Here is a 24,198-nt window from a genome sequence, read left to right on the forward strand (position 1 = left end):
ATCATAGTTTCCTGGAATGAGGGAACAACCGATGGCGGCCGCGACGGTCCTGGACCAGTCCGGCGAGCCGAATCCCTATCTCCTCGGCGTGTACGCGCCGGTACATGAGGAGATCACCGCCGGGGACCTCACGGTCGTCGGCGAGATCCCGCGCGACCTGAACGGGGTCTACCTGCGCAACGGGCCCAACGCGCGCCACCCGGCGCACGGCCGCTACCACTGGTTCGACGGCGACGGCATGGTCCACGCCATGCACTTCGAGAACGGCACGGCCCGCTACCGCAACCGGTACGTCCGCACCCGCGCCTTCGACGCCGAGTCCGCCGCCGGCAGGTCGCTGTGGACGGGCGTCATGGAGAACCCCAAGGGCAACCCCTTCGGCAACAGCCGCGGGATCAACCTGAAGGACTCCGCCAACACCGACCTGATCTTCCACCGGGGCAAGGTGCTGGCCACCTGGTACCTGTGCGGCTCGCCGTACGCCCTGGACCCGCTGTCCCTGGAGACCCTCGGAGCCGAGACCTTCCTGGACACGCTGACCGGCGACTTCATGGCCCACCCCAAGGCCGACGAGCGCACCGGCGAGCTGTTCTGGTTCGACTACGGCCCGCGCCCGCCGTACCTGCGCTACGGCGTCGTCGGCGCGGGCGGGACGGTGGAGCACCTCGTCGAGATCGACCTGCCGGGGGCGCGCCTGCCGCACGACATGGCGATCACCGAGAACCACGCGGTGCTGATGGACCTGCCGCTGTTCCAGGACCAGGACGCGGCGCGGCACGGACGGTACAAGCTGACCTTCGACCGCGGACTGCCCTCGCGCTTCGGGGTGATCCCCCGGCGGGGCGCGGCCGGGGACGTCCGCTGGTTCGAGGCCAAGCCCTGCTACATCTACCACGTGGTCAACGCCTGGGAGTCCGGAGACGAGATCGTCATGGACGTGTGCCGGGTGTCGCGCCCGGCCCCCAGCGGCTCCGGCAGCCCGCTGTCGCGCATGCTGTCGTACCTCAAGCTGGACGCCCGCTTGTACCGGTACCGCTTCGACCTGCGCACCGGGCGGACGTCGGAGGGGTTCGTGGACGAGGAGCAGAACACCGAGTTCCCCTCGATCGACACCCGCAGGACCGGGTACGCCACGCGGTACGCGTACAACGTGACCGTGAAGAAGGCCGACACCAACCTGTTCGACGGCATCGTCCGGTACGACAACGTGACCGGCGAGCGGCAGCACCACCGCTTCGGCGAACACCGCTACGGCAGCGAGGCCCCCTTCGCGCCCCGCGACGGCGCCACCGGCGAGGACGACGGCTACCTGGTCACCTTCGTCACCGACGAACGCGAGGGGACCTCGGAGGTACAGATCCTGTCCGCCGCCGATCTCACGGCCGGGCCTCTCGCCCGTGTCCTGCTCCCCCGGCGGGTGCCGCTAGGATTCCACGCCACCTGGGTGCGCGCGGACCAGCTCAGGTGAACCGCATCACCGAATGCGGGGGGCGGCGTCCGCACGGGCTCTGGTAGGTCCGGCCCCTATGGGGTTGACTAGGCGTCAGGCATGCCCGGGGTGGACGGCATGCCTGACGGGGCACGGCGCCTCCCGCGGCTGAGGGCAGGTGTTTCACGGATGAGGCTCAGCGTCTCGCTGGGGCTGTGGCAGGACCGTCCGGCGGACGAGGCGGTGCGGACCGCGCAGATCGCGGACGAGCAGGGTTACGCCGAGGTGTGGGTCGGCGAGATGGCGACGTACGACGCGTTCGCCCTCGCCACCGCCATCGGCATGCGCACGCGCCGCGTGGGGCTCACCGTCGGGCCGCTCGCGGTCACGGTCCGCGACCCCATGATGATCGCCATGGGCGCGGCGTCGGTGGCCGACCTGACGGGCAGGCCGGTCCACGTCGCGCTCGGCACCTCCAGCCCCGTCGTGGTCGAGGAATGGCACGGCAGGTCCCGCGCGGGCGCGAGCACGGCGCTGCGCGAGGCCGTCCAGGCGCTGCGGCCGTTGCTCGACGGCGACAAGTCCGCCTTCTCCGGCGCGCAGGTCTCCTGTGCGGGATACCGGCTGCGGCTGCCCGCGCCCCGATGCGAGCTGACCGTCGCGGCCTTCGGGCCCGCCGCGGTGGGCGCCGCCGCGCTCGCCGACCGCATGGTGCTCAACCTGCTCACCCCCGCCTCGGCGGCGCGGCTCATCACCGACCTCAGGCTGCTGAACCCCGCCACCCGGGTCGCCGCCTGGGTCGTCGCCGCCGTCGACCCCGACCCCGCCGCCGTCGAACAGGTCCGCCGCGGCGTCCTGCCCTACCTCGCCGCGCCCGGCTACGGCGAGATGTTCGCCGAGGCCGGGTTCGCCGACATCGTCGCCTACGCGCGTACCCGGCCGCACCCGCGCGACCTGCTGCCCGCCATCCCCGACGAACTACTCGAATCGGTCGCGCTGCTCGGCGACTCGGTGGAGATCATGGACCGCCTCGACGCCTACGCGGAGGCCGGCGTGGACGAGGTCGCCCTCGTCCCCGTCAGCACCGACACCGACCCCTACGGCGAGACCACCCTCAAAGCCCTCGCCGAAGGCCCCTCATCCTGAAGCGTCGATGGTTCGTGCCCGTGCCCGGCCTGATCCCCCGATCGGGAGGCGACGCCGGCCTCTCGTCACGCGGCCGCGCGAACGGCCGGCCACGTGACGGAAAGCCATGGCGGCGGGTCAGCGGCCGATCTGGCGGCGGCGGATGCGGCGCAGGCGGGCGCGCTGGGACTCGTCCAGCATGAAGTACACGGCCACTGGCGCGCCCAGGATCGCCACCACGAGCAGCAGGTCGATCGGAGTCGGCAGCAGCAGGAAGACGAGCACGGAGGCGATCGCCGCGCCGACGTAGTACTTTCCGAGTGGCGACATGGCCGGGCCTTTCTCTTCGCCGAGCGGGGGACCTCCCCACACGCCATTCTGCGTCGTCACCTCAACGAGCGGCTGACGGGCGCGAGTTCCGCCACACGACGTGAACGGCCACATCCCTTTCCGGGCACCGGGTCCGGCGAGAGGCCGGGGCGTCAGCGGGTCGGGTCACGCGGCGACGGCGTCGAGCTGCTCCTGCACGCGCTGGGCGACCTTGCGCTCGATGAAGAACGACAGGAAGGGGATGGTGCCCGCGAGGAGCACTCCGACGGTGTACGGCCAGGACCAGCGGGCCTTCAGCCCCAGGTTGAGCGCGGTCAGCAGATAGACGGCGTAGACGAAGCCGTGCACGGGGCTGACGATGGCGGTGGGCGTGGCGTTGCCGAAGCCGTACTTCACGACCATGGCGGCCACGAGGGCGAGCAGCATGCAGCCGACGACGTAGGCCATCACCCGGAAGGGCTTGAACGCGGATTCCACGACGATCATTACCTCGCTAGCGAAACGGTCCCCACACGATATCCCGGCCCCACCCCGCCCCCTCCCCCGGGACACACTCCCCCCAACGCCCCCCACCCGCCGACAGGCGTCCCGCCCCCACCCATGTGACCAACCCCATACACCACCGACCAACGAAGCCCACCCTTGGAAAGAGACGCGATCACAAGGCGCCCTGATCCCCCCCATCACCTGCACAACCGCCGTACGCGAGGTGCAGGGAGAACCGCCGTCACCCCTGGAACCACCAAACAGCCCCGCCCGAAGAGACCATCCCGGTCAGGTGCGGTGATCCAACCCGTACACACCGCCCTGGCCGGGCACCATGATCGCCCCGCAGCCTGCGCAACAGCCGACACACCGCCGAGGATCTTCGCCGTGGAGATCGGACCGGGGGCGGGACCATGAGGCGGGGCGGATAGCGTGGAGGCATGCTCCGGACGCTGTTCTCGCCACGCCTCGTGGGACTCCACCTGGTGACGATCGGGGTGCTGATCTCCTTCACCCTCCTCGGGCGCTGGCAGCTCGGAGTCTTCGAGGAGTCGGGCAAGCCTCACGCGGCCACCGATCCCGCGCCGGTCGCCCTGTCCACGCTCGTGCAGGAGGGCAAGCGCGTCCCGGTCGAGGCGCTGAGCCGGCGGGTCACGGCGGAAGGCACGTTCGACGCCTCCCGGCAGTTGCTCGTCGCCGAACGCGCGCCCACGGTGGAGACCGGCGGCGGTGCCCAGAAGGACGCGGGCTTCTGGCTGCTCACGCCGCTGCAGCTCGCGGACGGCAGCCTGATGCCGGTCGTACGCGGCTGGGTCGCCACCGCCTCCGATCCTGCGGTGGCCGTCCCTTCCGGCCAGGTCCGGTTCTCCGGGCGCGTCCAGCCGTCCGAGCCGAGCGACTTCGCCAGGCGCAGAACCGCGCCTCTGCCCGAGGGTCAGATCGCCACGGTCACGACCGCCCAGCTGATCAACGTCTGGCACGGCACCCGTCTCCAGGACGGCTTCGTGGTCGCCACGAGCCAGGTGACCCCGGTCCCGCCCGGCGGCCCCGGCCAGACCACGGCCGCGCCGCCCCAGACGCCTGAAAGCGCGCAGGCCGGGAGCCAGGGCCAGGTACAGGACATGCGACTGGTCGCGGTACCAGGGCCTACCGCGGCGGGCGGTTTCACCTGGCGCAACCTGGCCTACGCCGCGCAATGGTGGATCTTCGCCGCCTTCGCCGTGTTCATGTGGTTCCACTTCGTGCGAGACGCCGTCCGCGCAGCCCGCGCCACCGAAACCACGGACACATCCACCCCAGCCCTCGGCACCTCCCCCCAGGCCTGACCCCCGAAGAACATCGGCCGCACGGCACCCAAGCCACCGGACATCTTCCGCAGCAGGCCGCATCAACAGACCTCGACAGACAGAGCATCGCGAACAGCGTCTGGTGTTTCTGACCAGGCCGTTTCAACACCCCGAGGTAAGACCGCGATCCTCTTCCCTCGCGCCTCGCGTCCGCGTCCCCCGCGCCTCGCGTCCGCGTCCCCCGCGCCTCGCGTTCGCCGGTCGCGCAGGTGATGGGTGGGATCGCGGTCCTCAACCACGACGGCGCGGTACGGGTGGGATCAACACACCTCAACCACAACAACCTCTCCCCTGACCGGGAAGATCTGATGTTCCAGGGTGGGCCCGTTTCGATGACCCGGCCTGGGACCGCGCTCCTCGGTTCTGGTGGGGAGCTGGGGTTGGGGGTCGGGGTTGTGCCTACGCCTAACTGGCATAAAGGGCGTCAAGCAGGGCTTTGGATGGCTAAAGTCGAGGCATGTCCGAACCTCAGATTGACCCTGCCGGGAACACCCAGCAGTTCAAGGCCTTCGCACAGCGCCAGGAGCCCGAGGCGGCGCCGCCGCAGCGGTCCTACCTGGTGCCGGCCATCGTCGCCGTCGCCGCCGTCATCGTCATCGCGGTGATCGTCTTCCTGGTCGTCCGCTGAGAAGCGGTACCTCTGGCTGATCGTCCGCAGGGAACGCGCACCTGACCGGTCGTCGGCCAGGAGTCCTTCCGGCCGCCCTTCCGGTGGGAGCACGTTTCCGCCCGGTCGCCGGCTGAGGACCCCCCTCAGCCGTTCGTCCGTCGGGAGTGCCGTTCTGGTCGGGCGTCGGCTTGGGAGTTCTTCCGCTGATCGCCCAGCGTGAAGTTCTGCCCGCTGATCGCCCGGTGACGACCGCCTTCCGCTCAAGCCGCCAGCGCCGCCGGAATGCCCCGTCGGCGCTCTTTCCCATGCCCGGACGCCGAGGGTGCCCCAAGGTCGGCGCCCGCTTGTCGGACGTCTCAAGGGCGTCAGGGCGAGGGCCGGAAATCAAGGGCGAGGAGAGAGGACCAGGGCGCTGCCGCCGCCGCGGCGGGCGGGCTCGGCCACGGCCTGGATCTTGCCGCGGGCGAGGAACTCCAGGGCCGTGGCGGCGCCGAGTTCGCCGGCGGGCGGGCCGGGGGCGGCGACGAACGTGTGTCCCTTGGCGTTCAGGTCGATGCCGTAGCGGTCGACGAACGCCTGCTCGGCCTGGGTGTCCCGGATGTTGCGCTGGCTGGCCCTCGGTGCGGCGACGGCGGCCGGCAGGGACATGCCGAACTCGAAGCGGTTGACGAGGATCTGCAGCACGGTGGTGATGATCGTCGCTCCGCCGGGCGAGCCGACCGCGAGCAGCGGCTTGCCGTCCTTGAGGATGATGGTCGGGGCCATGGAGGAGCGGGGACGCTTGCCCGGGGCCGGGAGGTTCGGGTCTCCGGGGGCGGGGCCGAAGGTGAAGTCGGTGAGCTCGTTGTTGAGCAGGATGCCGCGCCCGGGGACGACGATGCCGCTGCCGCCGGTCTGCTCGATGGTGATGTTGTAGGCGGCGACGTTGCCCCAGCGGTCGGCGACGACCAGGTGGGTGGTCTCGGGGCCCTCGGGCTTGTCGGGCTCATCCGGGGTCGGGGTGACGGAGTTGCCCTCGAACTGGCAACCGGTGTAGGCGCCGTCGGGGGACCCGGCCGAGGCGGGGTGCGGCATCGCGAAGTCGCCGATCAGGCAGGCGCGCTCCTTGGCGAAGCCGTCCGAGAGAAGTTCTTTCAGCGGGACGTTGACGTAGTCGGAGTCGCCGACGAACACGTTGCGGTCGGCGAAGGCGAGCCGCGAGGCTTCCAGGTACTCGTGGAGCCCGACCTTGGGCAGGGCCTCCAGGATGTTGAGGGCCTCCCCCACGGTGGAGCCGCCGGAGGACGGCGGCGCCATGCCGTAGACCTCCAGGCCGTTGTAGGTCACCTTGGCGGGCTCGCGCTCCAGGGCGCGGTAGGCGCGGAGGTCCGAGGTCTGCATGAGGCCGGGGCGGACGACGCGGGTGCTCCCCGGCTTGAGCGGGGGCGCCTTCACCGTGGCCACGATCTCGTCGCCGAGCCGTCCCTTGTAGAGCCAGTCGCCGCCGCGGCGGCCGAGCTCGCGGTAGGTGGCGGCGAGATCGGGGTTGCGGAAGGTGGACCCGACGGGCGGCGGGGCGCCGTTCGGCAGGTAGAGCGCGGCGGTGGAGGTGAAGTCGGCGAAGCGGGCGGCGTTCAGGACGGTCTGGTCGTAGAAGGTCTGGTCGACGGTGAAGCCGTGCTCGGCGACCTCGGCGGCGGGCTTGAGCGCCTGCTTGAGGGAGACGGTGCCGTAGCGGCGCAGGGCCAGCTCCCACTGCGCCACGCTGCCGGGCACGCCGACCGAGAGCCCGCTGGTCACGGCGTCGCCGAACGGGATCGGGGCGCCGTTCTCCTGCAAGGAGGTCTCGGTCATGGCCTGGGGGGCCTTCTCACGGCCGTCGATGGAGGTGACCCTGCGCCGCTTGGCGTCGTAGTAGACCAGGAAGCCGCCCCCGGCGAGGCCGGCGGAGTAGGGCTCGGTGACCCCGAGCGTGGCGGCGCCGGCGACGGCGGCGTCCATGGCGTTGCCGCCCTGTCTCAGGATGGAGAGCGCGGCCTTGCTGGCGTCGAGGTCGACGGTGGCGACCGCGCCGCCGTAGCCCTCGGCGACGGGAACCTTGGCCGGCCCGCCGTGCTGCCCCGCCTGGACGGCCCGTGCCGTCTCGCCGGGGGCCGCCTGGGCGATGCCGGGCGGCACGACGAGAGAGAGGGACGCGGCGACGCCCACGAGCGGCACGGCGAGGCGACGGAAGATCATGGCGGACCCCATTCCCCTAGATCGCATCAGCATTGACTCACAACTTCACAAGAACGGTCAATCGCGGCCGAGAACCCTGGGGAAACATCGCAGGCACGGGACCACGAGCCCCATGCCGTAAAGGACGCAGCGGTGATGCGGACATGTACGACTCCTCGCCTGTGATCACACGGTCACCATCCGTCATGGAGTGTAACCGCCGCCTCCGACAGGAGTCCGCCGAGAACCCGCGGGGAAGCTACGCGAGAATCCGTGCGGGAGCCAGGGATCGCCCTGACGGTCCCCGGGTCGGTGCGCGGGCCGTGTACGACGACGAACGTAGGCGGCGCTGCCACGGCGGGACGATGCGGGCGGTCGTCCGGCTGGCATACCGTTCAGGACGTGCGCGCGAAACCTCCCCGTCGGCTCCTCGAACCTCTGCTCCCGCCGATGGTGGCAGCGTTCCAGCTCATGGGGTCGGTGGGCGCGCAGAAGGTGCAGATCCACCCCTCGGACCCGTTCACCCGTGTCCCGCTGGAGTTCCCCGGCTTCGCGCTGCTCGCGCTCGGCCCGATGATGTTGATCATCCGGCACGTGCGCCCGGTGCTGGCGATGTGGGGGGCGATCATCGCGACGCTGGTCTACATCCACGGCGGTTACGCCTACGGCCCGGTCTTCCTCAGCCCGGTGATCCTCATCTTCAACGCCGTCGTACGCGGGCACCGCCGCGCCGCGTGGATCGCCTCGGGGTGCCTGTTCGCCTGGGTGATGGCGTACATGATCTGGGTGGTCGGCAAGCGGCCGCTGGACTGGACCCACCACGCGGGGCTGGCGGCGGGCATCCTGGTCGTGCTGACCGTCGCCGAGGTCGTGCGCACCCGGCGCGAACAGCGCGCCGAGCGGGAGCGCACCGAGGAGGAGGAGTCCAGGCGCCAGGCCAGCGAGGAGCGCCTGACCATGGCCCAGGAGCTGCACGACGTGCTCGGGCACAGCATCTCGCTCATCCACGTGCAGGCGTCCACGGCCCTGCACCTGATGGACGAGCATCCGGAGCAGGCCCGCACGGCGCTGACGACGATCAAGCAGGCGAGCAAGGACGTGCTGACCGAGATGCGGTCGGTGCTCGGCGTGCTGCGCGAGGGCGCCCCGCGCTCCCCGACGGCGGGGCTGGCCCAGTTCGACGAGCTGATCGCCCGCAGCGGCCCGTCGGTCGTCAAGAAGATCGTGGGGAGGGCCCGGCCGCTGCCGCCGGGCGTCGAGCGGGCCGCGTACCGCATCGTCCAGGAGGCGCTGACCAACGTCACCAAGCACGCGCCGGGCGCGCGCGCCACCGTGACGCTGATGTACGGCGGGGACGTCCTGACGATCCGCGTGGACGACACCGGGGCGACGGCGCCGAGCGTGTTCGGCGGCGAGGGCGGCGGCAATGGCGTCCCGGGGATGCGGGAGCGGGCCGCGGCGCTGGGCGGCTCGCTGTACGCCGGCCCCCTCTATCCCGGCTTCCGCGTCGAGGCCAGGCTTCCGGTCCCGCCCGTCGAGGGCCCCGACTCTTCCGAGGACACCGAGTGATCAAGGTACTGCTGGCGGACGACCAGGCTCTCGTCCGCGCGGGGTTCCGCGCCCTGCTCGACGCCCAGGCGGACATGACCGTGGTGGCCGAGGCGTCCGACGGCGCCGAGGCGATCCGCCTGGCCGGGGAGCACGGGCCCGACGTGGCGCTGATGGACATCCGCATGCCCGGCATGGACGGCCTCACCGCGACGCGCGCGATGCCCCCGGCGGTGAAGGTCATCATCCTCACCACCTTCGAGCTGGACGAGTACGTCTTCGAGGCGCTGCGCGGCGGCGCGAGCGGCTTCCTGGTCAAGGACACCGAGCCGGCGGAGCTGATCCAGGCGGTGCGCGTGGTGGCGGCGGGCGAGGCGCTGCTGTCCCCGAGCGTGACGCGCCGGCTGATCGCCGAGTACGCGAGCAGGGCCAAGGAGCCGAGCGTGACGGTGGGGATCGACCAGCTCACCGAGCGGGAGCGCGAGGTGCTCAAGCTGGTCGGCGCCGGCATGACCAACGACGAGATCGCCGCGAAGCTGTTCATGGCGCCCGCGACGGCGAAGACCCACGTGAGCCGGGCGATGATGAAGCTGCAGGCCCGCGACCGCGCCCAGCTCGTGGTCATCGCCTACGAGTCGGGGCTGGTGAGGCCGGGCTGGCTCTGACCCCTGCGGGGGCCGGCGGGGCGTCCGCGTACCACCCGGGGAGTACGGCGGGGGGCGGCGGGACCCGCCCCGCGCGGTAGGGGAGGACGCGTCGCCGGGCCGATGCCGCGCCCGCCGCGGCGGAGAAGAGTGAAGGGCATCGGATGACTCCGACCGACGAGATAGCGAGGAGAACGCAGATGCCCTTCGCGCATTGGGGCGCGGCACCGTGGTGGCCGGTCCTGCCGCTGTTCTGGGCCGCCTTCTGGGTCACGATGGCCACGCTGTTCCTGAGAGCCCGCGGGCGTGGCTGGAGCCCCCGTACGGCGCCCTGGGCGCCCGGCGGCGGCACGCAGGTGTCTCCGACGGCGGCGGCCGAGAAGATCCTCGCCGAGCGGTACGCGCGCGGCGAGCTGGGCGACGACGAGTACTTCCAGCGCCTGGCGGTGCTCAGGGGCGGCTTCGACTGACCCCTGGGCCGGTTAGCGAACTGTCACTGGCCGCCTCCGCCGCGGCCGGTTACCTTCCGTAAGGGTTCGCTGACGCGCAGGGCACAGGGAGGACACGAGTGCGCTCACACGTACGGTCCGGCTCCGTCGTGGCCGCCGCGCGGTGACGCCCGCCGCGCTGTTCGCCGGCGGTTTCGCCGCCGGGCTGGTGGCGGGGGGCGCGTCGTGCGCGGCGGTGCAGGGGGGCGTGCTCATCGGCGTGGCGCGCACGAGCGGGCGCGCGGCCGTCCCGGCGTTCGTGACCGGCCGGCTCGTGGCGCACACGGCGCTGGGGGCCCTGCTGGGCGCGCTGGGCGAGGTCGTGCGCATCCCTCCCGTGGCGCGGGCCCTGCTGCTGGTGGGCGCGGGCGTCACGGTGATCGTCTTCGCCGTGCGGCTGCTGCGCCGTCGCGGTTCCTGCGGGAACGAGCCGAGCGGTGACGAGCCCGCGCGAGCGCGGCCCTGGACGGGGGCGGCCGCGCTCGGCGCGGGCACCGTCCTGATCCCGTGCGGGGTCACGCTCGGCATGGAGGCCGTGGCGGTCTCGTCGGGGGGCTGGCTCGGCGGCGCGGCGGTGATGGCCGGGTTCGTCACCGGCACCTCGCCCGCGTTCGCGCTGCTCGGCCTACTGCTGCGCCGGGTCGCCGCGACCAGGCTGAACGTCCTGGCCGCGGCGGTGGCGATCGTGGCGGGGGCGGTGACGATCGTGGCGGGCCTGCGCCTCGGCGGGTGGCCGCCGGACCTGGACGCGCCCGCCGGGGCCGCCACGGCGGGCGGGCGCGTCCTGCCGGACGGGACGCAGGTCGTCACGGTGTGGTCGACCGGGCACGGCTTCCTGCCGGGTGTGGCCGGCATCGAGGCGGGGCGGCCCGCCGAGATCGTGTTCCGCACCCGGGACAACCACGGGTGCACGCGCACGCTGACCATCCAGGGGCAGGACGTCGCGCTGCCGGTCACGGGCGAGCGCGTCGTGCGGCTGCCGCCCCAGCGGCCGGGGAGGCTTCGCTACGTATGCGGAATGGGGATGTACGTCGGATTTATCAACATAAACACACCCCAGCCCACCACCTCGGCAGCCGCGCCGCACGGCGGATCGCCGCACTGACAGGCGGGTCAAACGCGTTCCGCCGGACGGCAAGAAGCCGTCGATTACGTTCCATCTCTTTGGATCACGTGCGACTCTGTCCCCCATGAGGTGGTGGCATGGGGAACAGGAGGCGGCGGTCGCGCGGCCCGCCGTGCCGAGACCCCGTACGCCGGAACCGCCCGCCGCGCCCGGCGAGGGCGACCTGATCGCCGCCGCCCAGGCCGGCGACCCCGGGGCCGCGCACCGGCTCGGCCGCATGTACGCCCAGCGCGGCGACCGGTCGGCGGCGCGCCACTGGTGGGAGCGTGCCGCGGGCGCCGGCAACATCGACAGCGCCTACAACCTCGGTGTCTGGCACGAGAAGCACGGAACGCTCGACGAGGCGATCACCTGGTACGAGCTCGCCGCGGGCGCCGGCGACGCCGAGGCCGCCGCCAACCTGGCCATGCTGCTCCTGGAACAGCGCGGCGACGTCCCCGGCGCGCGCCGCTGGTTCGAGACCGCGGCCGCGGGCGGCTCCCGGCCGGCGGCACGCCGCCTCGCGCTGCTGTGCGAGGACGCCGAAGACGACGCGGCGGCCCGCGCCTGGCACCAGTACGCGGCCTCGGCCGGCGACCTCGCCTCCGCCCACGATCTCGCGTTCCTCTTCTACGCCGCCGGGGAGGAGGCCCAGGCCCGCGCCTGGTGGGAGTACGCCGCCCGCGCCGGGCACACCGACGCCGCGTACTGCCTGGGGCGGCTGCTGCACGCCGTCCGCGACCCGGAAGGCGCGGAGGCGCTGTACCGGCTGGCCGCCAGGGCCGAGCATCCGGGGGCGGCCTCCCAGCTCGGCAGGCTGGCGCTGGCGCGGCGCGACCTGCGCGCGGCGCGGGCGTGGTTCGAGCGGGCCGCCCATTCCGGCCGGGTCGAGGACCAGCGCATGGCCGGGTTCGTCTGCGTCGAGCTGGAGGATCCGCGCGCGGCCGGCCACTGGTTCGGCCGCGCGGCGGCGGGCGGCGACCCCGAGTCCGCCTACAACTTCGGGCTGCTGCTCATCGTCGAGCACGACGACCTGCGCGGCGGCCGGCACTGGCTGCGCCAAGCGGCCGTGCGGGGCCATCGCAAGGCCGCCGAGGAGCTGGCCACGCTGGAGTCGGTGATGGGCCCGGAGGCGGGCGGGACGGCCGCCGGCCGCCGGGCCGCCGGTGGGCCGCCCGTCTGGGACGGGCCCGTGGAGCCTGAACCGGCCGCGCGCGCCGAGCTCGCGGTCGCGGCGGCCTCCCGGCGCGGCGGGACCGCGCCGCGCCTGGCCGACCTGACCGAGATCCTGGGCACGTGGGACCTGCTCACCCGGCGGCTGCGCGAGCCCGCCGACCCGGCCGGCGTCGTCGCCTGGCTGGCCGAGCGCGGCGGCCTGCGTGCGAGCGCGGTGGAGCACCTCGCCTCGGTGCGCGTGACGGTGCTGTGCCCGGGCACGGCGCCGTGGCCGACGCCGGCCGAGGCCGAGCACGTGCTCGCCACCGCGCGGCGCCTGCGCGAGCGTCTCGGCCCGGCCTGACACGCACCGTGCCATCCGCACGGCGAGCGGTGGCGGGCCGCCTGGACGCGCGGTGTGGGAGGCCCGGAGCCGGCGGGCCACCACAGGGCGTCGTGGGCCGGAGCCCGCGTGCTAGGCCAGGACGCCGGAGGCCGCGGTGAACGGCAGGCCGTGGGCGTCGGCGACCGGCTGGTAGGTCAGCCGGCCGTCGTGGGTGTTCAGGCCGAGCGCCAGGGCGGGGTCCGCGCGCAGCGCCTCGCGCCAGCCGAGGTCGGCCAGCTTGACCGCGTAGGGCAGGGTGGCGTTGGTCAGCGCGTTCGTCGAGGTGTTGGCCACCGACCCGGGCATGTTGGCCACGCAGTAGAACACCGACCCGTGCACCTTGTAGGTCGGGTCCGCGTGCGTGGTGGGACGGGAGTCCTCGAAGCAGCCGCCCTGGTCGATGGCGATGTCGACGAGCACAGAGCCCGCCTTCATGCGCGAGACCAGCTCGTTGGAGACGAGCGTCGGGGCCTTGGCGCCCGGGATCAGCACGGCGCCGATGACCAGGTCGGCCTCCAGGACGGCCTGCTCCAGGGCGTAGGCGGTGGAGACGATGGTGCGCAGACGGCCCTGGTAGATGGCGTCGATGTGGCGGAGCCTGTCGATGTTGACGTCCAGGATCGTCACGTCCGCGCCCATCCCGACCGCGACCTGCGCCGCGTTCAGGCCGGAGACGCCGCCGCCGATGACGACGACCTTGGCCGGGGCCACGCCGGGCACCCCGCCGGGCAGCACGCCGCGGCCCCCGTTGAAGCGCATCAGGTTGTAGGCGCCGACCTGCGGGGCCAGCCGGCCCGCCACCTCGGACATCGGGGCCAGCAGCGGCAGGGAGTTGCCGACCTGGACCGTCTCGTAGGCGATGCCGGTGACCTTGCGCTCCAGCAGGGCGTCGGTGCACGGCCGGGACGCGGCGAGGTGCAGGTAGGTGAACAGCACCTGGCCCTCGCGCATCCGGTGGTACTCCTCGGCGATGGGCTCCTTGACCTTGAGGATGAGGTCGGCCTCGCCCCACACGGCGTCGGCGCCGTCGAGGATCTTGGCGCCGGCGAACAGGTACTCCTCGTCGGTGATCTGCGAGCCGAGACCCGCGCCACGCTGGACGTAGACGTCGTGGCCGTGGCGGACGAGCTCGTGCACGCCGGCCGGGGTGGCGGCGACGCGGTACTCGTGGTTCTTGACCTCGGCGGGCACGCCGATCTTCATCGCGGATTCCTTTCTGGTGCTCGGATGACCGTCGGCGCGAGCCGGGCGCGGACGTGGGACGTTGAGGCCTGGCGCTACAAACGCTTCCAGGCCTCGGTGAGGACGGAGCGCAGGATCGACTCGATCTCGTCGAACTGCTCCGGGCCGCTGATCAGCGGCGGCGCGAGCTGGACGACCGGGTCGCCCCGGTCGTCGGCCCGGCAGTACAGGCCGGCGTCGAACAGCGCCTTGGACAGGAAGCCCCGCAGCAGCCGCTCCGACTCCGCCTCGTTGAAGGTCTGCCTGGTCTCCTTGTCCTTGACCAGCTCGATTCCGTAGAAGTAGCCGGAGCCGCGGACGTCGCCGACGATCGGCAGGTCGCGCAGCTTCTCCAGCGTGGCGCGGAAGACGGGCTCGTTCCGCCGCACGTGGCCGAGGATGTCCTCGCGCTCGAACAGGTCGAGGTTGGCCAGGGCGACCGCCGCCGAGACGGGGTGACCGCCGAAAGTGTAGCCGTGGGCGAACATGGCCGTGCCCGACTCGAACGGCTCGAACAGCCTCTCGGAGGCGATCATCGCGCCGATCGGCGAGTAGCCGCTGGTCAGGCCCTTGGCACAGGTGATGATGTCGGGCACGTAGTCGAACTTCTGCCCGCCGAACATCGTGCCGAGCCGGCCGAAGGCGCAGATGACCTCGTCCGAGACGAGCAGCACGTCGTGGGCGTCGCAGATCTCGCGCAGGCGCTGGAAGTAGCCGGGCGGCGGCGGGATGCAGCCTCCGGCGTTCTGCACCGGCTCGACGAAGACGGCCGCGACGGTGTCGGGGCCCTCCATCTCGATGGCCTTGCCGACCTGGTCGGCGGCCCACCGGCCGAACTGCTCGGGCGTCATGCCCGGCACGCCGGTGATCTCGTCGGCGCGGTAGTGGTTGGTGTTCGGCACGCGCACCGAGCCGGGGACGAGCGGCTCGAAGAACTGCTTGAACGCCGGGATGCCGGTGATCGACAGGGCGCCCTGCGGGGTGCCGTGGTAGGCGATCGCCCGGCTGATCACCTTGTGCTTGAGCGGCTTGCCGGTGAGCTTGAAGTACTGCTTGGCGAGCTTCCACGCGGTCTCGACGGCCTCGCCGCCGCCGGTGGTGAAGAACACCCGGTTGAGGTCGCCGGGGGTGAGGCGCGCGAGCCGCTCGGCCAGCTCGGCGGCCTTGGGGTGGGCGTAGGACCATAGAGGGAAGAAGGCGAGTTCCTGAGCCTGCTTGGCGGCCGCCTCGGCGAGCTCGGCCCGCCCGTGTCCCACCTGGACGACGAACAGCCCCGCCAGGCCGTCGAGGTAGCGCTTGCCGTGGATGTCGTAGATGTAGGCACCGTCGCCGCGCACGATGGTCGGCACCTCGCCGCCGCCGTGGGTGCTGTGACGGGTGAAGTGCAACCACAGATGGTCTTGTGCTGCCTTCAGGACGGCGGCCGTGTCGGTCTCAGGCTGCGTCATGGCTATCTTCCTCAGTGATCTCGGCTCTTCCTCAGTGTGCATGCTTCACACGAGTGATTACAACTGGTTACGTAGTGACACTATGCAAGAACCTCGGAATCCGCGATAGCGGTATGTAAAAACGACGAAATCCGTTTGAAGCGACCAGGGAATCCGTATCCCGCGCCCCGCGCGGGGAAACCGGACACGCCGGGGGGAGACCCCGATCTTTCGGGGAGTGGCACGTACCGGCGCAGGCCACTCCCGGTCTGTGGTGCAATGTGTCGGATCAGACAAAGACGATGCGGGGGGACATGCAGTCGTGACTCCTGAGGAAACCGGTACCGGGAACACAGGGGCCTCCGAGGCCTTCCACTACCTGGAGGCCATCGAGAAATCCATCACGGCACAGATGCCGAGGGCCGTCGACGAGCTGATGCGGCTCGTCTCCATCCCCTCGGTCGCCTTCCCCGGTCACCCCGAGGAGCCCGTGCTCGCCGCCGCCGCGGCCACCGAAGAGCTGCTGCGGAGCACCGGCCTCCCCCACGTGCGGCAGATCCCCGTCGAGGGCAGCTTCCCGGCCGTGTACGCCGAGGCCCCCGCTCCCCCGGGCACGCCCACCGTCCTGCTGTACGCGCACTACGACGTGCAGCCCGCCGGGGACCCGGCGCTGTGGCGCACGCCCCCGTTCGAGCCCACCCTGATCGACGGGCGGCTCTACGGGCGCGGCGCGGCCGACGACAAGTCGGGCATCATGGCGCACGTCCTCGCGCTGCGCGCCTTCCAGGGCCGGTTCCCGGTGGGCATCAAGGTCATCATCGAGGGTCAGGAGGAGTACGCCGGCGAGCGCCTGGAGGAGTTCGTCGAGCGGAACCCCGACCTGCTGCGCGCCGACGCCATCATCGTGGCCGACGTCGGCAACCCCACCGTGGGCGACCCCGCGGTCACCACCTCGCTGCGGGGCCTGGCGGCGTTCACGATCGAGGTGCGCGCGCTGAAGGAGTCCCTGCACAGCGGCTCCTTCGGCGGCGCGGCCCCCGACGCGCTGGCCGCGCTGATCCGCATGCTGGCGACCCTGCACGACGACAGGGGCGACGTCCGCGTGCCCGGCCTGCCGCGCGGCATATTCCCCGGCGCGGGACCCGATGAGGGCTCGTTCCGCCACGCGGCCGGGGTGCTGGACGGCGCCGCGCTGGTCGGCTCCGGCTCCCTCGCCGACCGTCTGTGGTCGTCCTACGCCATCACCGTCACCGGCCTGGACGTGCCGAGCGTGAACGGCGCGATCAACGCCGTCCAGGCGGTGGCGCGGGCCCGCGTGACGGTCCGCGTCCCTCCGGCGGGCGACCCGGGCAAGGCCGCCGCCGACGTGCTGGACTACCTGCGCACCGTCGCGCCGTGGGGCGTCCAGGTGTCGGTCACCGACCAGGTGCTCGGCTCGGGCTACCTGGCCGACGGCGGCGGGCGGGCGCGCACGGCGCTGAACCGCGCGCTGGAGCGGGCGTACGGGCGCGCGCCGCGCGACATCGGCGCGGGCGGCTCGATCCCGCTGGTGTCCACGCTGGCCAAGCAGTTCCCCGCGGCCGAGATCCTGCTGTTCGGCGCCGAGGACGAGGCCGCCGCGATCCACGCGCCGAACGAGCGGCTGGTCCTGGACGAGCTGCGCCGCACGGCGATCGCCGAGGCCCTGTTCCTGGCGGACTACGCCGCCTTCTGAGTTCCCGGCCGCCACGCCGCCTTCTGGCCCGCCTGCTCGTCCCCGTCGCCCTCGGCGCGGGGACGAGCGCCGTTCTGCGGGCGTCCGCCGCGTCAGGGGCGGGTGAAGGAGCGGAGCAGGCGGCGGCACTCCTCCTCGACCGCCTCCGGGCCCGGCGCCCCGGCGGGCAGGATCTCGCCCAGCGCCCCGGCGACGAGGTCGCGGGCCTTGCGCTCGGCGTCGTCCTGGGCGCGGCCGACCGCGAGCAGCAGTTCCTCCGCCAGGGTGCGGCTGTCCGCGCGCGTGGCGCGCGGCGCGAAGACCACCTCGCGCACCAGGCCGTCCGCCGTCGTGGTGACCCGGACGCGGCCGTCCCCGGCCTCGCCCTCGCCGACGATCGCGGCCAGCTCCTCCTCGGCGTCCTCGGCCCACGCGAGGACGCGCGCCGCGCGCTCGGCGTCCTGTTCGATCTCGCCGTCCCGCCAGGCCGCGGGATCGGGGTTCAAGCCGTACACGATCACTCCTTGGCCGCGTGGGACGTCATCCGGTCTCGTGGGCGATCCGCTCGACCCGCTGCCGGACGAAGCGTTCGTCGAGCGCCTCGGGCAGCGGCGCGGCGCGCTCGGCCGCCCGCTCGGCGATCGCCCGGGCGCGCCGGCCCGCGGCGTCCTGTGCCCGGCTGATCGCCGCCAGCGCCTCCCGGCCCAGTTCGTCGGGGCTCAGCCGCATGACGCGCGGGTCGAACCGGACGGACGTGAGCCGTCCCCGGCCGTCGGCGACGACCGACATCAGGCCGTCCGCGCCCTCGCCCTCCCCGGTGACCCGCGCGATCTCGGCCTGCGCCTCCATGAGACCGCGCAGCGCGTCCTCGGCGCCGCGGACGATCAGCTCCAGGTGGTCGAGGTCGTCGGTCCACGGGGTCGGCGACGAGGGTGACGACGGTGATGACACGGCTGGCTCCCTCCTCGGGCGTCGGCGTCTCGTCAGGATGCTAGCGGCCGATCATCGTCCCGGCGGCGAATCCGGACGCCCACCCCCTGAACCGGGCAGTCCCGACGAACGCCGTAATACCCAGCGAACCGCATCGATCATGGCTAGCCTGCGGGGCATGGAACGGGGCTTTGACATGACGCACGAGACCCTGGAGGCGTCCGCGACGCGCCTGCGGGTCCACGGGGCGGAGTACGCGTCGGCGGTCCGCGCGCTGACCGCGCAGGGGGTCGGCGCGGCGTCGTGGGGGGACGACGGGCTGATGGGCCCGCTGGTCGCCGCCTACATCCAGTGCAAGGACACCGCGCTCGCCGCGTTCACGCACATGGGCGACGTGGTCGGCACGACCGGCGACGCCATGGGCGCCGCGACGGGACGGGTCAGGTACGTGGAGGACGACGTGACCGGCGGCCTCGGCGGCTTGACCGGCCTGACCGGGCCGGACGGCACGGGTGCCACATGGACGTGACGCTGCCCCCGTGGGCCGCGACCGTCCTGAACCTGGCCGGGGTGCCCTGGCCGAACATCCGCGAGAGCGCGCTGCGCGCGGAGGCGCAGGCGTGGCGCGACCTCGGCCGCCTCTCCGGCACGGCCGCGCAGGGCGCGGACGGGACCGTCGTCCGAACGTCGGGGACCTACCAGGGAGCGTCCGCGACGGCCCTGGCCGGCCACTGGGACAGGACCGGCGGCGGCGGGCACCTGGGCCTCGCCGCGCACGCGACCCGCTACGCGCCCGTGCTGCTGGACGGCGCCGCGACGGTCGTCACCGGCACCAAGATCGCGATCATCTCGCAGGCGGCGGTCGCCGCCGTGCGGCTCGCCTCCACCATGCTCGCCGGCGGCCCCCTCGCGCTCGGGACGGCCACCGCGACCGTGCTGGCCACGCGCTACGCCATGGCGAGGATCCTGCGCGAGGCCGGCGAGGGCGGGGCCCGGGTGCTCGCCCCCGGCCTCACCCGCCGGGTCACCGAGCCGCTGGCCAACATCCTGAGGAACGCGCGCGGCCCGGGCGGCGGTCCGGCCCTCGCCGGGGCCGGGGGCCGGGTGGTCACGCCGCGGGGCCTCGGCGCGCCGGGGCGTGGCGGCAACCCGCTGGACGACCTCATGATGACGATGGGGCGCGGCAAGAAGGGCGGCGGTGGCGGCACCTCCGGGCACGCGCGCAAGCGCCAGAGCCAGCGAGGCATCAGCGACGACATGGTGCAGCAGGCCATCGCGACCGGACGGCAGGTCCCCGGCAAAACCGCCGACACCGTCGTGCACCTCGGCCGTAATGTCGCCGTCGTCAGGAACAAGAAGACCGGCAAGATCATAACGACGTACCGCCGATAGGGAGGGGACTTCACCCGTGCGGATCGAATACGACCAGGAGAACGACGTCGCGTACGTCTACCTGGTCGACCACATCGGCCAGGGCGAGGCGGGGACGCAGATCCCCGTCGAGGCCGGCGCCCTGCGGGGCGAGGTCATCCTGGACCTGGACGCCCAGGGCCTGCTGCTCGGCGTCGAGATCATCGGCGCCTCCCAGGTGCTGCGCCCCGAGCTGCTCGCCCAGGCCCACGACCCCGAGGAGTTCTGACCCCGCGCCTCAGACGGTCGCGGCGGCCTCGCGCAGCGCCTCCAGCAGGGCCGTGGTGGCGGGCGGGTCGGGAGGCTCGCCGTAGGTCGCGGCGAAGACCCGCCGGGACGACCTGGGCAGCGCGCTCACCCGCACGCCCGGGTGCCGGTGCGCGGACAGGGCCAGGGCGGGCAGCACCGTGACCCCGAGGCCGGCCGCGACCATGGCCTGCACGGCCACGTAGTCGTCGGTCGTGAACGCGATGGCGGGCTCGAAGCCGGCCGCGGCGCACAGGTCGAGCAGGTGGCCGCGGCAGCGGTCGCACCCGGCGATCCACTTGGCCCCTGCGTACGCGGCGGGCGCGTCGTTCCCGTGGTTCTCCGCCTCCCGCGCCGCGGGATCCGCCGCGCCCGCCGTCACGAGGAGGGTCGGGTCCTCGAAGAGGGGCGTGAGGCGGACGCCGCCGTCCTCGGCGGGCTCCGGACGGCCGTAGCCGAACGTCACCGCCACGTCGGCCCGGCCCGCGCGCAGCATGGCGAGCGCCTCGGGCGGCTCGGCCTCGGCCAGCCGCAGGTCCAGGCCGGGGTGGGCACGCGCGAGCCGTACGGCGGCGGCGGGGACGAACGTGCCGAGCGCGGAGGGGAACGCCGCGAGCCTGACCCGGCCCGCCCGCATGCCGACGTGCGCCGCCAGCTCGGCCGAGGCCGAGTCGAGCCGCCCGATGATCTCGGCGGCGCGGTCGGCGAGGAGCCTGCCCGCCTCGGTGAGCCGGACGCCCCGGCCGGCGCGCCGGATCAGGACGGCGCCCGTCTCGGCCTCCAGCCGGGCGAGGTGGTGGCTGACCGACGGCTGCGAGTAGTTCAGCTCCCTGGCCGCCGCCGTCACCGAGCCGGTCCTGGCCACGGCGTCGAGGACGCGCAGCCGCAGCATGTCGAGCATTCATCAATGGTATCGATGGGTTCGCCCGGGAATTGGCATTGGACTTATGGGTGGGCGATGGCCGACCGTGGGGACGTGACTCCCACGCCTCCGTCCATCACCGCCGTCCTCGACGCGGCCCGCCTGGTCGCCGCCCACCTGCCGCAGACCCCGATGTGGTCCTATCCCGTGCTCAACGAGCGGCTCGGCGCCGAAATCCACGTCAAGCACGAGAACGTCCAGCCCACCGGGGCCTTCAAGGTGCGCGGCGGCGTCAACCTGCTCGCCCGGTTGCCGCGGTCCCGGCGCGAGCGCGGGGTGCTCGCCTACTCGACCGGCAACCACGCCCAGTCCATCGCCTACGCCGCGCGCCTGTTCGGCGTGCCGTGCACGATCGTGATGCCGGAGAACCCGAACGAGGCCAAGGTCGCGGCCGTGCGCGCCCTGGGGGCCACCGTCGAGATCAAGGGCGCCACCATGGTCGAGGCGGGCGAGCACGCGGCCGCGCTGGCCGAAGAGCGCGGCCTGCATCTGGTCGGCGTCGCCGACGACCCGGACCTGATCGCCGGGGTCGGCTCGCTGTACCTGGAGATGCTGACTCGGCGGCCCGACCTGGACGTGATCGTCGTGCCCGTGGGGGCGGGCACGGGGGCCTCGGCGGCGTGCCTGGTGGCCTCGGCCGTCGCGCCGCGCTGCCGGGTCGTCGCGGTGCAGTCCGCGGGCGCCCCCGCCGCGCACGATTCCTGGCGCGAGGGGCGGCTGGTGCGGCGTCCGGTGCGGACGGCCGCCGACGGGCTCGCCACGGGCTCGGCCTTCGCCCTGCCTCAGGGGATCATGCGCGGGCTGGACGACTTCGTACTGGTCTCCGACGACGACATCAGGGCCGCCCAGTGGCTGCTGCTCAGCGAGGCGCACACGCTGGCCGAGATGGCCGGCGCCGCGCCGCTGGCGGCGCTCATCGCCCGCGAGGACGCGTTCGCGGGCCTCAAGGTGGGCCTGGTCTGCACGGGCGGCAACGCCGGGCCGGCCGAGCTGCGGCGCGTCCTGGGCTGACGCGCGGAGCCGGCGAGGCCGGCGCCCAAGGGGACCGGCCGCGGGAAATCGCGTGGACGGCGGGGCGGGCGGGTTCCTAACATCTGCGGCATGCCATCCGTCACCACGCTCGCGGTGTTCGCCGCCGCGGCGCTCGCGCTGCTGCTCGTGCCCGGTCCCGCCGTCGTCTACATCGTCACCCGCAGCGTGGCGCAGGGCCGCTCGGCCGGGCTCGTCTCGGTGGCGGGCGTCCACACCGGCTCGGCCGTCCACGTGGTGGCCGCCGCGCTCGGGCTGAGCGCGCTGCTGGCCGCGTCGGCCACGGCGTTCACGCTGGTGAAGTACCTGGGCGCGGCCTACCTGGTGTGGCTCGGGCTGCGCAAGCTGCTCTCCCGGCCCGGCGGCGAGGCCGAGCGGGTGACGCGCTCGGCGTCCCGGCCGCGGCTGTTCGCGGAGGGGTTCGTCGTCAACGTGCTCAACCCCAAGACCGCGATCTTCTTCCTCGCCTTCCTGCCGCAGTTCACCGACCCCGCGCGCGGCCCGGTCGCGGCGCAGATCGCGCTGCTCGGTGCGATCTGGATCGTCCTCGGCATGGCCAGCGACGGCACGTACGCGCTGCTGTCGGCCGCGCTCGCGGGCCGCCTGCGCCGCTCGGCGACCGCCACGCGGCGGCTCGACGTGGCCAGCGGGGTCGTCTACCTCGGCCTCGGCGCGGTGGCCGCTTTCGCGGGAGACGGCCCCCGCAAGGCGTGAGGCGGCGCCGGGGGCGGGTTCACGCCAAGGACGGCGCCGGTCACGCGGATGTGGCGACGGCGCCGGCCCAGCGGTAGTCGGCCTTGCCGGACGGGGAGCGCACCACGTTCTCCACGAAGGCGTAGCTGCGCGGCACCTTGTATCCCGACAGGCGGCCCCGGCAGTAGGCGTCCAGCTCGCCGGCGGTCGGCGCGGCGCCCCGGCGCGGCTCGACCACGGCGGCCACCCTGCTGCCCCAGCGCTCGTCGGGGACCCCGGTGACGACGGCGTCGAACACCTCGGGGTGGCCCTTGAGCACGGCCTCCACCTCCTCGGCGAAGACCTTCGCGCCGCCGCTGTTGATGCACTGGGACCCGCGCCCGAACACCAGGACGGCGCCGTCCTCCTCGACCGTGGCGAGGTCGCCGGTGAGCAGCCACCGCGTGCCCGCCGCGTCGGTGACGAAGGCGCGCGCCGTCTTCTCGGGGTCGTTGTAGTAGCCGACGGCGATGTTCCCCGCCGTGGCGAGCGTCCCGATCTCCCCCGAGCCGGGCCGTACCGGCCGCAGCGCGTCGTCGAGCACGGCCAGCGTCGCGGTCCCGAGGGGCCGGTACCGCAGGCCGGACTCCGGGGACGACCCGGGGACGGCGGCGGCGGTGAAGCCGGACTCGGTGGAGCCGAAGCCGTCCCGGATCAGGACGTGCGGCAGCAGCTCGCCGAGCCGTTCCCGCACCGCGCCGCTGAGGATCGCGCCCGTCGAGCTGATCGCCATCAGCGACGACAGGTCGTACGCGCCGTCGGCGATCGCGTCGGCGAGGGGCCGGGCCATGGCGTCGCCGGTGATGGTGACGCCGAACACCTTCTCGCGCTCGATCGCGCGTAGCACCTCCACGGCGTCGAATCTGCGCGTGTAGACGACGGTCCCTCCCATCCACCAGCTGATGAAGGTGGCCATCTGCGCGGCGCCGTGCGCCAGCGGGGCCGCCGGCATCATGACGACCCGGCGTGGGCCGCTCGCCGACTCGATGACCTGGCGCGGCTCGGTGAGCGGCGGGCCGAACGGGTTGCCGCCGCCGAACGCCGCGAACAGGTCCCTGGTCCGCCACATGACGCCCTTGGGCATGCCGGTGGTGCCGCCGGTGTAGATGATGTAGAGGTCGTCGCCGGACCGGCGGGGGAAGCCGTCGCGCCCCTCCGGCCGCCCGGCCAGCGCCCGCTCGTACGGGACGGCCCCGGCGACGCGCGTGGGCCCTCCGACGGCGATGAGCGTGGCGAGCTTCGGGCAGCGGGGCGCGGCCGCGGCGACGCGGTCGTCGAACTCCACGTCGTACAGCAGGGCGACGATGTCGGAGTCGGTGTAGAGGTAGACCAGCTCGCGTTCGACGTACCGGTAGTTGACGTTGACGGGGACCGCCCTGATCTTCAGGACGGCGAGCAGTGCCGCGATGTGCTCGACGCCGTTGTAGAGCTGGACGCCGACGTGCGCGCCGGGGCGCACGCCGCGCCCGGCCAGGTAGTGGGCGAGGCGGTTGGCGTGCGCGTCGAGTTCGGCGAAGGTGAGGCGGCGCTCGCCGCAGACCACGGCGACCCGGTCGCCGATCGCGTCGGCCAGTCCTTCGAAGAGGTCGGCGTGGTTGAACTCCATCGGGGGGCTCCTCGTGTCCTGGGGATGGCGCGGGTCCGGGCCTCGCCGCCTCCGTGCCTCGCTCTCCTCCCGCGAGCCCCGGGTTCGCCGGCCACTTCGCTTCATATCAGGGGGAAGGCCCATCCGCCCCGGCAA

General features: G+C 73.1%; 24 protein-coding genes. 15 read left to right on the forward strand and 9 right to left on the reverse strand.

What is annotated here, in order from left to right; translation table 11 throughout:
• The first annotated feature begins 31 nt into the window (after nucleotides 1-31).
• Together BJ982_RS36345 and BJ982_RS36350 are read left to right on the forward strand one after the other, a co-directional pair.
• Nucleotides 32-1,468: a carotenoid oxygenase family protein gene (locus BJ982_RS36345; protein ID WP_203958853.1), complete on the forward strand. Its 1,437-nt coding sequence runs from the start codon at nucleotides 32-34 to the stop codon at nucleotides 1,466-1,468.
• A 150-nt stretch (nucleotides 1,469-1,618) separates the two neighbouring features.
• Entirely contained in the window at nucleotides 1,619-2,575 is a 957-nt protein-coding gene (locus BJ982_RS36350) for an LLM class F420-dependent oxidoreductase (protein ID WP_184887704.1), read from the forward strand.
• Between the two features lie 117 nt (nucleotides 2,576-2,692).
• Here BJ982_RS36350 and BJ982_RS36355 read toward each other — a convergent pair whose 3' ends face one another.
• Entirely contained in the window at nucleotides 2,693-2,884 is a 192-nt protein-coding gene (locus BJ982_RS36355; protein WP_184607896.1) for a tail-anchor membrane protein, read from the reverse strand.
• Nucleotides 2,885-3,049: 165 nt separating this feature from the next.
• Nucleotides 3,050-3,370: a DUF3817 domain-containing protein gene (locus tag BJ982_RS36360; protein ID WP_184887706.1), complete on the reverse strand. Its 321-nt coding sequence runs from the start codon at nucleotides 3,368-3,370 to the stop codon at nucleotides 3,050-3,052.
• A gap of 440 nt (nucleotides 3,371-3,810) precedes the next feature.
• Here BJ982_RS36360 and BJ982_RS36365 point away from each other — a divergent pair, with 440 nt between their 5' ends.
• Both BJ982_RS36365 and BJ982_RS36370 read left to right on the forward strand, forming a co-directional pair.
• On the forward strand, nucleotides 3,811-4,695 hold the full coding sequence (locus BJ982_RS36365; protein ID WP_184887708.1) for an SURF1 family protein: 885 nt from the start codon (nucleotides 3,811-3,813) through the stop codon (nucleotides 4,693-4,695).
• A gap of 478 nt (nucleotides 4,696-5,173) precedes the next feature.
• Nucleotides 5,174-5,344: a hypothetical protein gene (locus BJ982_RS36370; protein WP_184607899.1), complete on the forward strand. Its 171-nt coding sequence runs from the start codon at nucleotides 5,174-5,176 to the stop codon at nucleotides 5,342-5,344.
• A gap of 366 nt (nucleotides 5,345-5,710) precedes the next feature.
• On the opposite strand, the gene ggt is transcribed toward BJ982_RS36370, so the two are convergent.
• Nucleotides 5,711-7,543, reverse strand: a complete 1,833-nt coding sequence (gene ggt, locus BJ982_RS36375) for a gamma-glutamyltransferase (RefSeq protein ID WP_184887710.1) — start codon at nucleotides 7,541-7,543, stop codon at nucleotides 5,711-5,713.
• Nucleotides 7,544-7,972: 429 nt separating this feature from the next.
• Here ggt and BJ982_RS36380 point away from each other — a divergent pair, with 429 nt between their 5' ends.
• From BJ982_RS36380 to BJ982_RS36400, 5 genes are all read left to right on the forward strand, one after another.
• Nucleotides 7,973-9,091, forward strand: coding sequence for a sensor histidine kinase (locus tag BJ982_RS36380; protein WP_221482433.1), 1,119 nt, complete (start codon nucleotides 7,973-7,975; stop codon nucleotides 9,089-9,091).
• Nucleotides 9,088-9,735, forward strand: a complete 648-nt coding sequence (locus tag BJ982_RS36385; RefSeq protein ID WP_184887714.1) for a response regulator — start codon at nucleotides 9,088-9,090, stop codon at nucleotides 9,733-9,735. Before BJ982_RS36380 ends, BJ982_RS36385 begins: the two co-directional genes overlap by 4 nt.
• A gap of 179 nt (nucleotides 9,736-9,914) precedes the next feature.
• Complete coding sequence (locus BJ982_RS36390) at nucleotides 9,915-10,184, forward strand: SHOCT domain-containing protein (RefSeq protein WP_184887716.1); 270 nt, start codon at nucleotides 9,915-9,917, stop codon at nucleotides 10,182-10,184.
• Between the two features lie 142 nt (nucleotides 10,185-10,326).
• The gene (locus BJ982_RS36395; protein WP_184887719.1) at nucleotides 10,327-11,307 is read left to right on the forward strand and encodes a sulfite exporter TauE/SafE family protein; all 981 of its coding nucleotides are present in this window, start codon (nucleotides 10,327-10,329) and stop codon (nucleotides 11,305-11,307) included.
• An 85-nt stretch (nucleotides 11,308-11,392) separates the two neighbouring features.
• A complete protein-coding gene (locus BJ982_RS36400; RefSeq protein WP_184887721.1) occupies nucleotides 11,393-12,826 on the forward strand; it encodes a tetratricopeptide repeat protein in 1,434 nt (477 codons plus the stop codon).
• Nucleotides 12,827-12,937: 111 nt separating this feature from the next.
• Here the strand turns inward: BJ982_RS36400 and ald are convergent, their stop codons facing one another.
• Both ald and BJ982_RS36410 read right to left on the reverse strand, forming a co-directional pair.
• Entirely contained in the window at nucleotides 12,938-14,050 is a 1,113-nt protein-coding gene (gene ald / locus BJ982_RS36405) for an alanine dehydrogenase (RefSeq protein WP_184887723.1), read from the reverse strand.
• Nucleotides 14,051-14,124: 74 nt separating this feature from the next.
• The gene (locus BJ982_RS36410; RefSeq protein ID WP_184887725.1) at nucleotides 14,125-15,516 is read right to left on the reverse strand and encodes an aspartate aminotransferase family protein; all 1,392 of its coding nucleotides are present in this window, start codon (nucleotides 15,514-15,516) and stop codon (nucleotides 14,125-14,127) included.
• A gap of 301 nt (nucleotides 15,517-15,817) precedes the next feature.
• Between BJ982_RS36410 and BJ982_RS36415 the strand changes: the two genes are divergently transcribed.
• Nucleotides 15,818-17,209 carry a M20/M25/M40 family metallo-hydrolase gene (locus tag BJ982_RS36415; protein ID WP_275411660.1) on the forward strand — a complete coding sequence of 464 codons (1,392 nt, stop codon included), beginning with the start codon at nucleotides 15,818-15,820 and terminating at the stop codon, nucleotides 17,207-17,209.
• Between the two features lie 92 nt (nucleotides 17,210-17,301).
• Here the strand turns inward: BJ982_RS36415 and BJ982_RS36420 are convergent, their stop codons facing one another.
• Together BJ982_RS36420 and BJ982_RS36425 are read right to left on the reverse strand one after the other, a co-directional pair.
• Nucleotides 17,302-17,703 (reverse strand): YbaB/EbfC family nucleoid-associated protein, encoded by a 402-nt coding sequence (locus BJ982_RS36420; protein ID WP_184887727.1) that lies wholly within the window; start codon nucleotides 17,701-17,703, stop codon nucleotides 17,302-17,304.
• Nucleotides 17,704-17,728: 25 nt separating this feature from the next.
• Nucleotides 17,729-18,139 carry a YbaB/EbfC family nucleoid-associated protein gene (locus tag BJ982_RS36425; RefSeq protein ID WP_184887729.1) on the reverse strand — a complete coding sequence of 137 codons (411 nt, stop codon included), beginning with the start codon at nucleotides 18,137-18,139 and terminating at the stop codon, nucleotides 17,729-17,731.
• A gap of 157 nt (nucleotides 18,140-18,296) precedes the next feature.
• Between BJ982_RS36425 and BJ982_RS36430 the strand changes: the two genes are divergently transcribed.
• Genes BJ982_RS36430 through BJ982_RS36440 form a run of 3 tightly spaced genes read left to right on the forward strand, consistent with a single transcriptional unit; the run spans nucleotide 18,297 to nucleotide 19,757 of the window.
• Nucleotides 18,297-18,647: a hypothetical protein gene (locus tag BJ982_RS36430; RefSeq protein ID WP_184887731.1), complete on the forward strand. Its 351-nt coding sequence runs from the start codon at nucleotides 18,297-18,299 to the stop codon at nucleotides 18,645-18,647.
• Nucleotides 18,638-19,510, forward strand: a complete 873-nt coding sequence (locus BJ982_RS36435) for a DUF4258 domain-containing protein (protein WP_184887733.1) — start codon at nucleotides 18,638-18,640, stop codon at nucleotides 19,508-19,510. Before BJ982_RS36430 ends, BJ982_RS36435 begins: the two co-directional genes overlap by 10 nt.
• Nucleotides 19,511-19,526: 16 nt before the next feature.
• Nucleotides 19,527-19,757, forward strand: coding sequence for a DUF2283 domain-containing protein (locus BJ982_RS36440; protein WP_184887735.1), 231 nt, complete (start codon nucleotides 19,527-19,529; stop codon nucleotides 19,755-19,757).
• Between the two features lie 9 nt (nucleotides 19,758-19,766).
• On the opposite strand, the gene BJ982_RS36445 is transcribed toward BJ982_RS36440, so the two are convergent.
• Entirely contained in the window at nucleotides 19,767-20,675 is a 909-nt protein-coding gene (locus tag BJ982_RS36445) for a LysR family transcriptional regulator (RefSeq protein WP_184887737.1), read from the reverse strand.
• Nucleotides 20,676-20,750: 75 nt separating this feature from the next.
• Here BJ982_RS36445 and BJ982_RS36450 point away from each other — a divergent pair, with 75 nt between their 5' ends.
• Together BJ982_RS36450 and BJ982_RS36455 are read left to right on the forward strand one after the other, a co-directional pair.
• A complete protein-coding gene (locus BJ982_RS36450; protein ID WP_239122706.1) occupies nucleotides 20,751-21,707 on the forward strand; it encodes a threonine ammonia-lyase in 957 nt (318 codons plus the stop codon).
• Nucleotides 21,708-21,797: 90 nt separating this feature from the next.
• Nucleotides 21,798-22,439: a LysE family translocator gene (locus BJ982_RS36455; RefSeq protein WP_184887742.1), complete on the forward strand. Its 642-nt coding sequence runs from the start codon at nucleotides 21,798-21,800 to the stop codon at nucleotides 22,437-22,439.
• 40 nt (nucleotides 22,440-22,479) lie between these two features.
• Here BJ982_RS36455 and BJ982_RS36460 read toward each other — a convergent pair whose 3' ends face one another.
• Nucleotides 22,480-24,063, reverse strand: coding sequence for an acyl-CoA synthetase (locus BJ982_RS36460; RefSeq protein WP_184887744.1), 1,584 nt, complete (start codon nucleotides 24,061-24,063; stop codon nucleotides 22,480-22,482).
• Nucleotides 24,064-24,198: the final 135 nt, after the last annotated feature.

Source organism: Sphaerisporangium siamense (assembly GCF_014205275.1).
GTDB classification, from domain to species: domain Bacteria; phylum Actinomycetota; class Actinomycetes; order Streptosporangiales; family Streptosporangiaceae; genus Sphaerisporangium; species Sphaerisporangium siamense.